This is a genomic window from Nonomuraea sp. NPDC001699 (assembly GCF_053596455.1).
In genome coordinates this window covers 1,052,772-1,066,135 of record NZ_JBSFGF010000001.1, presented here as the reverse complement: position 1 = coordinate 1,066,135, position 13,364 = coordinate 1,052,772, and the positions used below count along the sequence as shown (strand labels likewise).

General features: G+C 70.5%; 14 protein-coding genes. 6 read left to right on the top strand and 8 right to left on the bottom strand.

The annotated features are described in order from the left end of the window. The first annotated feature begins 4 nt into the window (after positions 1–4). The gene (locus tag ACWCSU_RS05125) at positions 5–652 is read left to right on the top strand and encodes an HAD-IA family hydrolase (RefSeq protein WP_449933629.1); all 648 of its coding nucleotides are present in this window, start codon (positions 5–7) and stop codon (positions 650–652) included. On the opposite strand, the gene ACWCSU_RS05120 is transcribed toward ACWCSU_RS05125, so the two are convergent. Next, positions 649–1,149, bottom strand: coding sequence for a DivIVA domain-containing protein (locus ACWCSU_RS05120; protein ID WP_449933627.1), 501 nt, complete (start codon positions 1,147–1,149; stop codon positions 649–651). The genes ACWCSU_RS05125 and ACWCSU_RS05120 overlap by 4 nt on opposite strands. A 136-nt stretch (positions 1,150–1,285) precedes the next feature. Here ACWCSU_RS05120 and ACWCSU_RS05115 point away from each other — a divergent pair, with 136 nt between their 5' ends. The 3 genes from ACWCSU_RS05115 to ACWCSU_RS05105 are packed head-to-tail and all read left to right on the top strand — an operon-like array spanning position 1,286 to position 3,460. Continuing rightward, a complete protein-coding gene (locus ACWCSU_RS05115; RefSeq protein ID WP_449933625.1) occupies positions 1,286–2,053 on the top strand; it encodes an ABC transporter ATP-binding protein in 768 nt (255 codons plus the stop codon). After that, complete coding sequence (locus ACWCSU_RS05110; RefSeq protein ID WP_449933623.1) at positions 2,050–2,721, top strand: hypothetical protein; 672 nt, start codon at positions 2,050–2,052, stop codon at positions 2,719–2,721. The genes ACWCSU_RS05115 and ACWCSU_RS05110 overlap by 4 nt, the downstream gene beginning before the upstream one ends. A 31-nt stretch (positions 2,722–2,752) precedes the next feature. After that, a complete protein-coding gene (locus tag ACWCSU_RS05105; protein ID WP_449933621.1) occupies positions 2,753–3,460 on the top strand; it encodes an SGNH/GDSL hydrolase family protein in 708 nt (235 codons plus the stop codon). A 37-nt stretch (positions 3,461–3,497) separates the two neighbouring features. Here ACWCSU_RS05105 and rlmN read toward each other — a convergent pair whose 3' ends face one another. Next, positions 3,498–4,598, bottom strand: a complete 1,101-nt coding sequence (gene rlmN / locus ACWCSU_RS05100) for a 23S rRNA (adenine(2503)-C(2))-methyltransferase RlmN (protein WP_449933619.1) — start codon at positions 4,596–4,598, stop codon at positions 3,498–3,500. A 132-nt stretch (positions 4,599–4,730) separates the two neighbouring features. On the opposite strand from rlmN, the gene ACWCSU_RS05095 reads away from it, so the two are divergent. Then, a complete protein-coding gene (locus ACWCSU_RS05095) occupies positions 4,731–5,753 on the top strand; it encodes a suppressor of fused domain protein (RefSeq protein WP_364099813.1) in 1,023 nt (340 codons plus the stop codon). On the opposite strand, the gene ACWCSU_RS05090 is transcribed toward ACWCSU_RS05095, so the two are convergent. From ACWCSU_RS05090 to ACWCSU_RS05065, 6 genes are all read right to left on the bottom strand, one after another. After that, positions 5,733–6,572, bottom strand: a complete 840-nt coding sequence (locus ACWCSU_RS05090) for a phosphatidate cytidylyltransferase (RefSeq protein WP_357707146.1) — start codon at positions 6,570–6,572, stop codon at positions 5,733–5,735. The two genes, ACWCSU_RS05095 and ACWCSU_RS05090, sit on opposite strands and share 21 nt — an antisense overlap. A 57-nt stretch (positions 6,573–6,629) precedes the next feature. Further along, positions 6,630–7,187 carry a ribosome recycling factor gene (gene frr, locus ACWCSU_RS05085; protein ID WP_352350337.1) on the bottom strand — a complete coding sequence of 186 codons (558 nt, stop codon included), beginning with the start codon at positions 7,185–7,187 and terminating at the stop codon, positions 6,630–6,632. Between the two features lie 45 nt (positions 7,188–7,232). Beyond that, positions 7,233–7,931: a UMP kinase gene (gene pyrH / locus ACWCSU_RS05080; protein WP_357707145.1), complete on the bottom strand. Its 699-nt coding sequence runs from the start codon at positions 7,929–7,931 to the stop codon at positions 7,233–7,235. A 145-nt stretch (positions 7,932–8,076) separates the two neighbouring features. Continuing rightward, positions 8,077–8,910: a translation elongation factor Ts gene (tsf, locus tag ACWCSU_RS05075; RefSeq protein ID WP_357707144.1), complete on the bottom strand. Its 834-nt coding sequence runs from the start codon at positions 8,908–8,910 to the stop codon at positions 8,077–8,079. 914 nt (positions 8,911–9,824) lie between these two features. Beyond that, positions 9,825–10,778 carry a 30S ribosomal protein S2 gene (gene rpsB / locus ACWCSU_RS05070; protein ID WP_449933615.1) on the bottom strand — a complete coding sequence of 318 codons (954 nt, stop codon included), beginning with the start codon at positions 10,776–10,778 and terminating at the stop codon, positions 9,825–9,827. Between the two features lie 243 nt (positions 10,779–11,021). Continuing rightward, a complete protein-coding gene (locus tag ACWCSU_RS05065; protein WP_357707142.1) occupies positions 11,022–11,636 on the bottom strand; it encodes an ArsR/SmtB family transcription factor in 615 nt (204 codons plus the stop codon). A 121-nt stretch (positions 11,637–11,757) separates the two neighbouring features. On the opposite strand from ACWCSU_RS05065, the gene ACWCSU_RS05060 reads away from it, so the two are divergent. Beyond that, complete coding sequence (locus ACWCSU_RS05060; protein ID WP_449933613.1) at positions 11,758–13,086, top strand: MFS transporter; 1,329 nt, start codon at positions 11,758–11,760, stop codon at positions 13,084–13,086. Positions 13,087–13,364 lie beyond the last annotated feature (278 nt).

The window sequence follows — 13,364 nt, the reverse complement described above, 5'->3', positions numbered from 1 at the left end:
AGTCATGCGATGGATCACGTTCGACTGTTTCGGCACCCTCGTCGACTGGCGGCACGGCATCGGCAGCAGCCTTGAGCTGATCGCGCCCGGCAGGGGGGAGGAGCTGCTGGAGGCGTACCTGCGGCACGAGACCGCGGTCGAGACCGAGACGCCGCGGGCCCGCTACCGCGACGTCATGGCCGAGGCGCTGCGCCGCGCCTGCGCCGACGCCGCGTTCCCGCTGAACGACGACGACGCCCGGGTGCTGGGCGACACCCTGCCCTACTGGCCGGTGTTCGGCGAGGTCGGGGAGGAGTTGTCGGCCCTGCGGGCGGCGGGCCGGCGGCTGGCGCTGCTGACCAACTGCGACCGCGACCTGATCGCCCAGACGCTGCGACGGCTGCCCGTGCCGTTCGACGCGGTGGTCACCGCCGAGGACGCCGGGGCCTACAAGCCGGACGAGGCGCACTTCGAGCACTTCAGGAAGGCGTACGAGCCGGTGGAGTGGGTGCACGTGGCGCAGAGCCACTTCCACGACATGGTCCCGGCGCAGCGCCTCGGCCTCCGCCGGGTGTGGATCAACCGGCACGGCGAGCGGCCCGCCGACCCGGAGGTCGTCCGGGTGGTCCTGCCCGACCTCCGCGGCCTGCTCGCCGCCGTCGAACGAGCTTAGCGGGGCTTGTCCAGGATCTCGGCGACGCCTTCGAGGAAGGAGTCGACGTCGGCGATCAGGTAGCCGGCGCGGAAGAGCACGGTCGAGAACCGGGCCTCGCGCACCTCCTCGGCGGTCACGGCGAACTCGGTCGTGCCGCGCAGGGTGGCGACGACGCGGTCGAGGAAGGCGTCCACCTCGTCCTCGTCGTAGCCGGTGCCCATGCGGCCGGGGCGGAAGGCCACCCGTTCGACGCGGGCGGCCTGGGTCTCGAACCACTCCTCGCGCAGCAGTTCCCCGGCGGGTTCGGCCATGGCCGGCCGTACCGGGCGCTTGGCCTGGGTCTCCAGGGCCACGACGAACGCCTCCAGCGCGAAGTCCACCGCGGTCTCGTGGTAGCCGCCGCGCTTGGCGCGGAAGGTCGCGGCGCGGACGTCGTCCGCGGTGACGGGCTCGACCGGGTGCGGGCCCCTGCCGAGGGTCGACTCGATGCGCACGATCAGGGCGTCGACTTCCACGGGGTCATAGCCTGAACGCATACCCATGACGCGCGGAAAGCGGTTCAAGCCCACTCCTCCAGAGATGTGCCGGGGTGTCTCCATTGTGAGGGCCTTTATCCCCGCCCTGCGCCCTGACATATAACGTTGCAGCACCATGCGACTGTTACAGGTCTCTTTCCGCTACCGGAGACGTCAGCCCTTCATCCTCGAAGAAGCCGACGCGCAGCTCGCACCGGGCGACGTGATCGAGCTGACCGGGGTCAACGGGGCGGGGAAGTCAACCTTGCTGCGGCTCCTCGCGGGGCTCGCGCGGCCGACGCGGGGGCGCATCACCGACCGTCCCGGCGTCGTGGGCTTCGCCCCCGACCGCTTCCCGACGTCCCAGCCGTTCACGGTGACCGCCTACCTGAACCACATGGCCTCCGTACGCGGCGGCGCGCGGTGGCGGCCCTGGGCCGAACGCCTGAACATGGGCCACCTCCTCGGCCTGCCGCTCGGCGAGCTGTCCAAGGGCAGCGCGCACAAGGTCGGCCTGGTCCAGGCCCTGATGGCGGACCCCGGCCTGCTGATCCTGGACGAGCCCTTCGCCGGCCTGGACGCCGACGCCCGCGAGACGCTGCCCGCCATCGCCACCGAGGTCGCCGGACGCGGGGGCATCGTCATCGCCAGCGACCACCAGGGCGGCCTGCGCGGCCTTCCCGGGCTGCGCTCGTGGTCGGTCGTGGACGGCCGGCTCAAGGAGGCCACCCCCGCGGCCACCGGCCACGAACGCGACCCGGAACGCCCGAGGGTCACCGTGGCGGTCACCCTGCCCGCCGACGAGCTCCCGCTCTTCCTGACCAGGATGCGCGACAAGGGCTACCAGGCCGGCGAGATCGAGGACGCCCAAGCCCTCCCCCACCCCGCCGAGGAGCCCGGATGATCGCTCTGGCCGTCTTCCGCCTGGCCGCGTACGTGCGGTCGCACCGCGTCCACCAGGCGCTCCTGCTCACCCTCGCGCTGCTCGCGATCGTCTACGGCAGCCGGGCGCCCAAGGGCACGGAGGCCGCCGTGCTGGCCGACGGCGCCGTGCTGATCATCCCCGTTCTGGCCTGGGCCACGCGAAGCCTGCTGGACACCGAGCCCGACCGGCAGCGCGAGCTGTCCGCGATCATGGTGGGCGGGCGCGGCAAGGAGGTCGCGGCGGGGCTCGTGGCGAGCCTGGCCGCCTGCGCCGGGCTGGCCGCCGTCGGGCTCGGCTGGGCCGTCCTGCTCGGGCTGAGCGAGCGTCCCGGCCGGGACGTGCTCGGCGCGGCCCTCGTCCTGCACGCCCTGGCCGTGCTCGCCGGGACCGCGCTCGGGGCGCTCACCAGCCGGGCCGTGCTGCGCTCCCCCGCGGTCTCGATCATGTCGCTGGTGCTCGGCTTCCTGGTGATGCTGCTGCTCAGCGCGTCCCCGGCGTACTGGCTGACGGTTCCGCTGGTGGTCTGGATGCGGACGGCCGGGTCCGGTGAGCTGACCGACCAGCTTCCCCAACTGGCCGCGATCTCGCTGGTGTGGTGCCTGGCGGGACTCGCCCTGTATGCCTGGAGGCGCCGTAGGGTAGGTTAGTGAGCATTCACTCACCCCTGAGGAGGCAACGGTGAAGGTGATCTGCCTGGGTGACAGCATCACCCGCGGGCAAGTGAGCGTCGACTACGTGGCCATGCTGCGCGACCGGCTGCCCGGCGAGACGGTGATTAACGCGGGCGTCAACTACGAGCCGTCGTCCGAGCTGCTCAAACGCCTCGACGACGTCGTGCGGCAGGATCCGGACGTGGTCACCGTGCTCATCGGCACCAACGACGCCAACGCCACTCTGAGCGAGAAGCGGGCGAGGGCCCTGCGCAAGCGCTGGAAGCTGGCGGAGAACCCCACGCCCGCCGCGTACGCCGCCAACCTGACGGCCATCGCCGCCCGCCTGCAGAACGAGACCATGGCCCGCGTGGCGCTGATCTCCCCGCCGGTCATCGGCGAGGACCTGGACTCGGTCCCGGTGCGCCGCACCCAGGAGTTCGCCGAGATCGTCAGGACGGTCGCCGCCGAGCAGGGCGTGACCTACCTACCGCTCAACGAGCGCATGACCGCCGACCTGGAAGGCACCTCGCCCCGCACCCACTACCGCCCCGAGGGCAATCAGGCGCAGACCGCCGCGATGCAGCACTTCCTGCTCGGCCGCAGCCTGGACGCCATCTCCAGCGGCCGCGGCCTGCGGCTCACCACCGACACCGTGCACCTCAACAGCCGGGGCGCCGCCATGATCGCCGACTTGGTCGAGACCTTCGCCGCCCGCTCGACCGCCACGAGGTAGGCCGGCTGCGACCGCCGCCCTGCCCGGCGGTCGAGGGCTACTCGGCCGCGGCGAGCTGGCCGCAGGCGCCGTCGATCTCGCGGCCGCGGGTGTCGCGCACGGTCACCGGCACCCCGTGGAACTCCAGCCGGCGCACGAACGCCCGCTCGTCCTCCGGCCGGGAGGCCGTCCACTTGGAGCCCGGCGTGGGGTTGAGCGGGATCAGGTTGACGTGCACGAGCTTGTTCCTGACCAGCTTGCCGAGCAGGTCGGCCCGCCACTCCTGGTCGTTGACGTCCTTGATCAGGGCGTACTCGATGGAGATGCGGCGCTTGGTCCTGGCCGCGTACGACCAGGCCGCGTCGAGGACCTCGGCCACCTTCCAGCGCGTGTTGATCGGCACGAGCGTGTCGCGCAGCTCGTCGTCGGGCGCGTGCAGGGACAGCGCCAGCGTGACCGGCAGCCCCTCGTCGGCGAGCTTGCCGATGGCGGGCACCAGCCCGACGGTCGAGACCGTGACGCCGCGGGCGGAGATGCCGAGGCCGTGCGGCGCGGGCTCGACGATGCGGCGCACGGCGCCGATCACCTGCTTGTAGTTGGCCAGCGGCTCGCCCATGCCCATGAAGACGATGTTGCTCACCCGGCCGGGCCCGCCCGGCACCTCGCCCGCCGCCAGCGCGCGGGCCCCGGAGACCACCTGCTCGACGATCTCGGCGGTGGACATGTTGCGGGTCAGGCCCGCCTGGCCGGTGGCGCAGAACGGGCAGTTCATGCCACAGCCGGCCTGCGACGACACGCACATCGTGACCCGCTCGGGATAGCGCATGAGCACCGACTCGACCAGCGCGCCGTCGAACAGCCGCCACAACGTCTTGCGGGTCGTGCCGCCGTCGGTGGTCAGCTCCTTGACCGGCGTGAGCAGCGTCGGCAGCAGCGCCGACAGCTTGTCGCGGGCCGCCGGGGACAGGTCGGTCATCTCGGCGACGTCGGTGGTGTGGCGCTCGAAGTAGTGGCGCGAGAGCTGGTCGGCGCGGAATGCCTTCTCACCCAGCTCGGCGACCGCGGCCCGGCGCTCGGCCATGGACAGGTCCGCCAGGTGCCGCGCGGGCTTGGCCCGCCGCGGCGCGACGAAGGTGAGCTGGCCTGGCTGCTGGGACACGTTTCTGCCTTTGCTCGGGGGACTACCGGGATTTCTCACCGGCCAGGTTAGTGAACGCCGGCCGCGGAGGCGGCATTCCTGATCACGGTACGGCTCGCGTCAGGGTCGCCGCCCGATCTACAGTCATCTCGTATGGCGATTTTCCGGTCGGCATCTGGCGAGGGTGGGACCGAGGTCGTCCTCGCCGCCGGTAACCCCTACGGCAGCCGCACGCTCGTGGTCGAGCGGGACGAGGACTCCTCGGTAGCTTACCTGTGCTCGCCGGAGGGCGCCGTCCACGGAGCGGTCTGGCTGGCCAACCATCGGCCGGCCCCGGCCGTGGTCGACCTGGCCCGGATCAACTCCGGCCTGCCCCCGCTGATGCCCAGGAGCAACACGACGCATCCCGAGGGACGCAGGCCGCTCGGGCAGCTGTCCGCCCTGTGGTTCGAGGAGGGCGACGGCGTGGCCCTCTACGAGGACGACGACCTGCTCGCCGTCATCCCCGGCTGGGCCGACATGAGCAGGGGCATGCCCGGGTACGCCCGCGACGCCGTGGGCGAGTCGCCGTTCGCGTGGGCGCTGTCGGAGGCGCTGGAGGGGCTGCGACCGCGCATCTCCAACGCCACCTCCTACTGGCGCTGGCGGCACGGCGAGGGGTCGTGGCCGTCGTTCCAGCAGTTCGTCATGGGCCATCTCGACCGGGTGCTGGGCCCGGCGGGCCGCTACTGGGACGCCAGCGGCGAGCGCCTGCCGACCGTCGGCATCACCGAACGGCCCCCGTACGAGGGCCGCGAGCCGACCGTGCTGTCCACGGTGGGGATGAGCTGCCAGCGCATGCCGACGGTCGAGCAGTGGATCGACCGCCCCGACGCCTACGCCCGCATCGAGCTGGCCGTGGCCACCCGGGACGACCCCAGGGACGCGGCGCTGCTGCTGGTGTGGCTGGCCCAGTATCCGTGGCACTCGGTGACCTGGCTCGGCCACGGGCACACGGCCAAGTGGTACCACGAGCCGTCGACGTTCCCGCTGGGGCCACAGTACTCGGGGGTCCTCATGCGGGCCGACCCACCCGACATGCCAGACATGTCGGGGTTTGCGTTCGGTGGGGAGGCCGTCCGGTGGTTGTGGCTCACCCCCGTGACGACGGAGGCGTTAGAGGAACAGCGTCAGTAGCAGCCAGACCGGCACCAGCGTGGTCACCAGCGAGTCGAGGCGGTCCATCAGGCCGCCGTGCCCCGGCAGGATCGTGCCGAGGTCCTTGATGCCGAGGTCCCGCTTGATCATCGACTCGATGAGGTCGCCCACGGTCGCCAGCAACGCCGCCAGCGCCCCGATCAGCGCGCCCAGCCAGAGCGGGCCGTCCAGCAGCCAGGTCACCAGCCAGCCGCCGACCAGCGTGCAGGCGATCACCGACCCGGCGAAGCCCTCCCAGGTCTTCTTCGGGCTGATGACCGTCATCTTGTGCCTGCCGAAGAGCACACCCGCGACGTAGCCGCCGATGTCGCTGGCCACGGTCACCGCGATGAAGATCAGCACCCGGTCGCGGCCGTCGGGCGGCGCGAGCAGCAACGCCACGAACGCCGCCAGCATCGCCGGGTAGAACAGCGTGAACACCGAGGCCGTGCCGTCGCGCACGTAGCCGTCGGTGCCGTCGCTGAACATCCGCCACACCAGCAGCACGAACGCGAACACCGCGAACGACCCCAGCAGCCAGAAGGGACCGCCCCAGTACGCCCCGGCCTGCATGGCCACCAGCCCCGCGAGCACCGGGACGGCCGGGACCTTGATCCCGCGCGTGGCGAACGCCTTGGTCAGCTCCAGCACGCCCACGCCGACGCACACCACGACCACCAGGAGGAAGAGCTCCTTGATCGTGTAGAGGGTACCGAGGACCAGTGCACCCAGCCCCACACCCACCGCGATCGCGGCCGGCAGGTTCCTTCCGGTACGGCTGCCGCCGTCGGGACCGGTGCCGGCCGTACGTTCTTCCACAGACACTCTCCATAGCCACGGCCCCCGCCTTCCGGCGAGGGCCGCGAGGCGTGCCGCTCAGACTTCGAGCAGCTCGGCTTCCTTGTGCTTGAGCAGCTCGTCGATCTTGGCGACGTGCTTCTGGGTGAGGTCGTCGAGTTCCTTCTCCGCCCGGCGGACCTCGTCCTCGCCCGCCTCGCCGTCCTTGATCATCTTGTCGAGGGCCTCCTTGGCCGTACGACGGATGTTGCGGATCGACACCTTGGCGTGCTCGCCCTTGTTCTTGGCGACCTTGATGTACTCCTTGCGGCGCTCCTCGGACAGCTCCGGGAACGTCACGCGGATCACGTCGCCGGTGTTGGTCGGGTTGACGCCGAGGTCGGAGTCGCGGATGGCCTTCTCGATCGCACCCATCGCGCTCTTGTCGAAGGGCTGGATGATGACCATGCGCGCCTCGGGCAGGTGGAACGAGGCCAACTGCTGCACCGGTGTCGGAGTGCCGTAGTACTCCGCATTGATCTTGTTGAACATCGCGGGGGTGACCCGGCCGGTCCGGATGGTCGCGAAGTCCTCCTTCGCGACCGAGACGGCCTTGTCCATCTTCTCCTCGGCTTCGAGGAGGGTTTCGTCGATCACAGCGGCTCCCTGTCTACTAGCTGGCGGTGTCGGGCTAGAGCTCCCTCATTTGCCTGCGGGACTCACCAGCGTGCCGATTTTCTCACCGCGTACCGCTCGCAGGATGTTGCCCTCGCCCATCAGGTCGAAGACCACGATCGGCAGATCGTTGTCCTTGCACAGGCTGATCGCGGTCGCGTCCATGACCGCGAGGTCGCGGAGCAGCACCTCGCCGTAGTCAAGGTGGTCGAACCGGACCGCGTCGGGGTTCTTGCGCGGGTCGGAGTCGTAGATCCCGTCGACCTGCGTGCCCTTGAGCAGCGCCTCGGCGCCGATCTCCAGGGCCCGCTGGGACGCCGCGGTGTCGGTGGAGAAGTACGGCGAGCCGAGACCCGCCCCGAAGATGACCACGCGGCCCTTCTCCAGGTGCCTGATCGCGCGGCGCGGCAGGAAGGGCTCGGCGACCTGCTGCATGGTGATGGCGGTCTGGACGCGGGTCTCGACGCCCCGCCTCTCCAGGAAGTCCTGCAGCGCCAGGCAGTTGATCACCGTGCCGAGCATGCCCATGTAGTCGGCCCTGGCGCGGTCGATGCCGCCCTGGGACAGGGTGGCGCCGCGGAACATGTTCCCCCCGCCGACGACGACCGCGACCTGCACGCCCTCGCGCACGGCCTCGGTGATCGAGTCGGCCAGGTGGTCGACGACGGCCGGGGCGATGCCCAGCGGGTCGTCTCCGGCGAACGCCTCGCCTGACAGCTTCAACATCACCCGCTTCCACCTCAGTGGACTCTGCGGGCTGGGTGATGAGGAAGCCGCCGTCCGTGTGGATTCGTGGGCTGACTCCCGGTGGTCCTGCACGGCGGCGGCCTCCTTCATAGGGTGGAACTCTGGGCAGGCAGTTTGCTCAAGCCTAAGCCTGGCCGACCTTGAATCGGACGAAGGCGAGCACCTCGACGCCGTTCTCCTCGGCGTACTTGCCCACGCTCTTCTTGTTGTCCTTCACGAAGGCCTGCTGGACCAGGGTGAAGTCCTTGTACCAGCCGTTGACGCGCCCCTCGACGATCTTGCCGATGGCGGCCTCGGGCTTGCCCTCCTCGCGGGTCATCTCCTCGAAGAGCTTGCGCTCCTTCTCGACGACCTCGGCGGGGACGGAGTCGGCCTTGAGGTACTGCGGGGCCATCGCCGCGGCGTGCTGGGCGATGTCCTTGGCGACCTCGGCGTTCGGCTTGTCGAGCTGCACGAGCACGCCGACCGCCGGCGGCAGCGCCGGGTCGGTCTTGTGCATGTACGCGCCGATGTAGCCGCCCTCGAGCACGGCGAAGCGGCGGATCTCGATCTTCTCGCCGAGCGCGGCGTTGGCCACGTCCAGGTGCTCCTTGACGGACTTGCCGTCGAAGGAGGAGTCGAGCAGCGTCGCCACGTCGGCGGGCTTGCTCTCCAGGATGTGCGCGACCACACCGGCGGCCAGCTCCTGGAAGCGCTCGCCCTTGGCCACGAAGTCGGTCTCGCAGTTGAGCTCGAGCAGGGCGGCGGAGGAGTCGCCGTCCTGCTGGAGGGCGACGAGGCCGTTGGAGGCCGTGCGGGCCTCGCGCTTGCCCACGTCCTTGGCGCCCTTGAGGCGCAGCAGCTCGATGGCGCGGTCGAAGTCGCCTTCGGACTCCTCAAGCGCCTTCTTGCAGTCCATCATGCCGGCAGCGGTGATCTCGCGAAGCCGCTTGACGTCGGCCATGTTCACGGAAGCCATTGCTCTTATTCCTTGTGGGATTTCGTCGTCGTCGTGGGATCGGGGTGGACGCCCTGGGCGCCCTCCCCTGGTCGGTGCGGCAGGAGCGTGCCGTACCAGGGCCTTGTCGTGCGCGGGTCGTGCGCGGGTCGTGCGCGGGTCGTGCGCGGGTCGTGCGTTCTGCCTCGGTCTTGCGCGGTCTCAGGCTGTGATGCTCGGTTGCGGACTGTCGTGCCGGGTCGCCCTTGGACGATGCCCGGACGCCGAACTTCCGCCGACAGGCCGGCCTTCCACCCGCCCCCGGACTCCCGTCCGACCGGCTGGGCATTCACCCGGCCTTCCGGCCATCCGCCCGATCGCCCCGGGTTCCGCCTGGCCTGCCTGGCTTTCACCTGGCCTGCCCGGCTGTCGCCCGGGACTCCACGTCAGCAGGACGGGCTCCGCCGGTGGAGCGCCGCTCCGCCTCGCTCGGCATACTGCCCAGCGAGGCTCGGCTTATCGCTCCGGCCCGATGGTCATCCCCCTCGGCTCACCGCCTCGGTTCCCGATGGCCACCCGGCCTCGCTCACCGCCTCGGCCCGACGCCACCCTGCTTCGGCTTACCGCCTCGGCGTGGTGCCGTCCTGCCCGGCTTGCCGTCCCGGCTCGGCCGTTTGCCCAGTCGAGACGCGTACCTTGCCCTTCCAAGCCTCAGCCCTGACGGGACCCGGGCCCTTCCGGAACCCTCGCCACTCGCAGGGCCTCGGCCCTTCCGGAAGCCTCACCTGCAACCGGACCTGGGCCCCTTTCGGAGCCTCAGCCCTCGCAGGACCTCGGTTCCGCTCGCCCTCGCTCAGCCGGGGTGCCCGCCCCGCGCCGCGGTCTGTGACGACCTGCGGCGCGGAACCGGCGCCTGTGCCGTGCCCGGCCTCACGCCCGAGCCCGGCGGCCGGGTCTCAGGCCTGCGGCTCGGACTCGGGCTTCGCCTCGGCGGCCGGAGCGTCCTCGGCCGGAGCCTCGGCAGCGGGGGCCTCCTCAGCGGCGGCCTCAGCCGGAGCCTCCTCGGCCGGAGCCTCGGCGGCGGGAGCCTCTTCGGCGGCGGCCTCAGGAGCGGCCTCCTCAGCGGCGGCCTGACCCTGGCCCTGCTCGATGAGCTCGCGCTCCCACTCGGCCAGCGGCTCGGCGGCGGCCGGCTTCTCGTCGCCGCGGGCGGCGCCGGAGCGAGCCATCAGACCGGCGGCGACACCGTCGGCGACGACCCTGGTGAGCAGGCCGACGGCGCGGATGGCGTCGTCGTTGCCCGGGATCGGGTAGTCGACCTCGTCGGGGTCGCAGTTGGTGTCGAGGATCGCGACGACCGGGATGCCAAGCTTCTTGGCCTCGCTGATCGCGATGTGCTCCTTCTTCGTGTCCACGATCCACACCGCGCTGGGCACGCGGCCCATGTCACGGATGCCGCCGAGCGTGCGCTCGAGCTTGTCCTTCTCGCGACGGCGCATGAGGAGCTCCTTCTTGGTGAGCCCCGAGCCGGCGACGTTGTCGAAGTCGAGCTCCTCGAGCTCCTTCAGACGCTGAAGCCTCTTGTGCACGGTGGAGAAGTTGGTGAGCATGCCGCCCAGCCAGCGCTGGTTCACGTAGGGCATGCCGACCCGCGCGGCCTGCTCGGAGATGGCCTCCTGAGCCTGCTTCTTGGTGCCGATGAACAGGATCGTGCCGCCGTGGGCGACGGTCTCCTTGACGAAGTCGTAGGCACGGTCGATGTACGACAGCGACTTCTGCAGGTCGATGATGTAGATGCCGTTGCGCTCGGTGAAGATGAAGCGCTTCATCTTCGGGTTCCACCGACGGGTCTGGTGGCCGAAGTGAACGCCGCTCTCGAGCAGCTGTCGCATGGTGACGACGGGGGCCATGTGATGGTCCTCCAGGTCTGGGCGCCCTGCGGATGGGCGCAGTTCTCGGTTGTGCCGCGGCAGCGCGTTGTCTACCGCCCTGATGCCCCAAAACCGCTCCAGCCGGGCCGAGGCCCGGACCGAGGGTGCGGTCCGCAACGGGGCATGCGAAGTCGGCCTGTTGCCACAGGCCATCGAAAAGTCTACCTCCCACACCGCCCCAGGCTGACCGTCTGAGGTCAAACCGACATTCCCGGGTACGGCTCAGCCCGCACCGTGGTCCTCCGTGGGCAACCCCGGCCACGTCCTGGGGGCGACCGGGAAGAGGCTGATCTGCGCCTCGGCGACCCTGGCCCCGCTCGGCGCCTCCTCCGGGCTGCGCTGATGAGCGATGTACGGCTCCAGCAGCTTCTCGATCTCCGCATTCAGCCGTCCGAGCTCGCTCGCGTCGACCCTGATCCGGGTGCGGCTGAAGCGGATCACGTCGCGCCATTCGTCCGGCTCGTGCTCGCTCCTGGCCAGGGCCCGGTCCGCCTCGTCGCCGGCCTCCTTGCGGAACGCCTTGATCAGCAGGGTCTTGGCGTCACGGACCTCCGGCTGGTCGTCCGGCAGCACGCCCACGCTGAACGGCTTGTGCGTCGATCTCCACAGCCGTTCGCGTCCGTCGCCCCTGGGCGGGGCGTCCTCGACGAAGCCGTACTTGGCCAGCATGCGCAGGTGGTAGCTCGCGGCGCTGGGCGTGATCCCGGCGATCTCCGCCACCTCGGTCGCCGTGGCACTGCCCTCCACGCCGAGCCGGTTGAGGATCAGGAGCCTCGCCGGGTGGGCCAGCGCTCGCATCATCTTGGGATCGCTGAGCCTCTCCATGTCCTGCGTCATGTGCCAAAGGTACCCGCCGGCAGATGTGAAGCATTCCCTTTACAACTCTGAAGGAATCCCTTCATACTTATGAAGTCTTCCTTTCACACCTGCCCCTAGCACTACCCCGGAGACCCTGAGCATGGATACGACGCCCCCAGTCCCCCTTCGCAAGCAGCGCGACTACCGCCTCCTGTGGAGCGCCCGCACGATCTCGATCACCGGCTCGGAGGTCTCCAAGCTGGCCGTCCCCCTGACCGCCATCACGCTGCTGACCGCCTCCCCCACCGAGATGGGGCTGCTCACCGCCGCCGCGCCCCTGCCCGCCCTGCTGTTCGGCCTCCAGGCGGGCGCCATCTCCGACCGCCTCGCCCGGCACCGCCCGCTGATGATCGCCTGCGAGCTCGTGTCCTGCGCGGCGGCCCTCACCGTCCCGCTGGCCTGGCTGTTCGGCGTCCTCACCGTGCCCTGGCTGGTCATCGTGGCCCTGGTCATCGGTACGGCCGGCGTCATGTTCAAGTCCGCCAACTTCCCCTACATAGCCGCGGTCGTGGACCCGTCGCAGCGCACCGAGGCCATGGCCGGCTTCCAAGCCTCGTACTCGGTGGCCTCCGTGAGCGGACCCGGCCTGGCCGGCATCCTGGTCCAGACGCTCACCGCGCCGTTCGCCGTACTGGCGGAGGCGCTGTCCTTCCTCGCCTCCGCCTTCCTGCTGCGCTCGATCCGCACGCCCGAGCACAACGAGCCCAACCGCTCGTCCAGCATGTGGCGCGACATCGTCGAGGGCCTGCGAACCAGCCTCACCAACCGCACGCTCCGAGCCGTCCTCGGCGCGGGTGTGACGATCAACTTCTTCGCCATGGCGTACATCGCCGTCTACATGCTCTACATGGTCAACACGCTCGGCATCCCCAAGGGGATGATCGGCTTCCTCACGGCCCTGAGCGGCCTGGGCGGTCTCCTGGGCGCCTGGCTCACCTCCCGCCTGGCCAAGCGCTACGGCGAGAACCGCGTCCTGCTCGTCGCCGTCCTGTTCTTCCCGCTGGACATCCTCGCCGTCGGCGTCGTGGACGGTCCCCTCTGGGTGAAGCTCACCGTCCTCGGCCTCACCGGCGTGATGACCGGCGTCATCGTGGTCGCCTTCTCCACCTGCATGGGCGTGATCACACTCCGCGACACCCCCACCGCCCTCCGGGGTCGCGTGAACGCCACCATGACCTTCGCCGTGCAGGGCGTCCTGGCCCTCGGCGGGCTGACCGGCGGCGTACTGGGCGAGTTCATCGGGCTGCGACCGGTCATTCTGCTGAGCGCGGCGGGCATCGCCCTGAGCACCCTGTGGATCTGGCTCTCCCCCCTACGCCCCAACAGTCCTCAGAAGCAGCACCTCCACACCCCGCCCCCTCCCTCTCAGCCCTCCCTCCCCCACGCGCTGACCCACCTCATCGAATCCAAGCGCCGCTCCCTCATCTAGCCCCTCGACCGCGCCCGACGAACTCCACAGCACCGCACAACGCCCCGCACCCCCTGGCCTCCCGCCGCCACGGACCCTCCCCCTGAGGCTCCTCGGCCCCGCCGCCACGGCCCCTCCCATTGAGGCTCCTCGACCCTGCCACCACGGCCCCTCCCTCCAAGGCTTCTCGATCCGCCGCCACGGACCCTCCTCTGCGTCACGGTCGCGCGGCGCTCAACAGCGCCCGTTCTGGTGACGCCGACGGCGCCGTTCTCCGCCCCCGCCCATCGCCACCACCT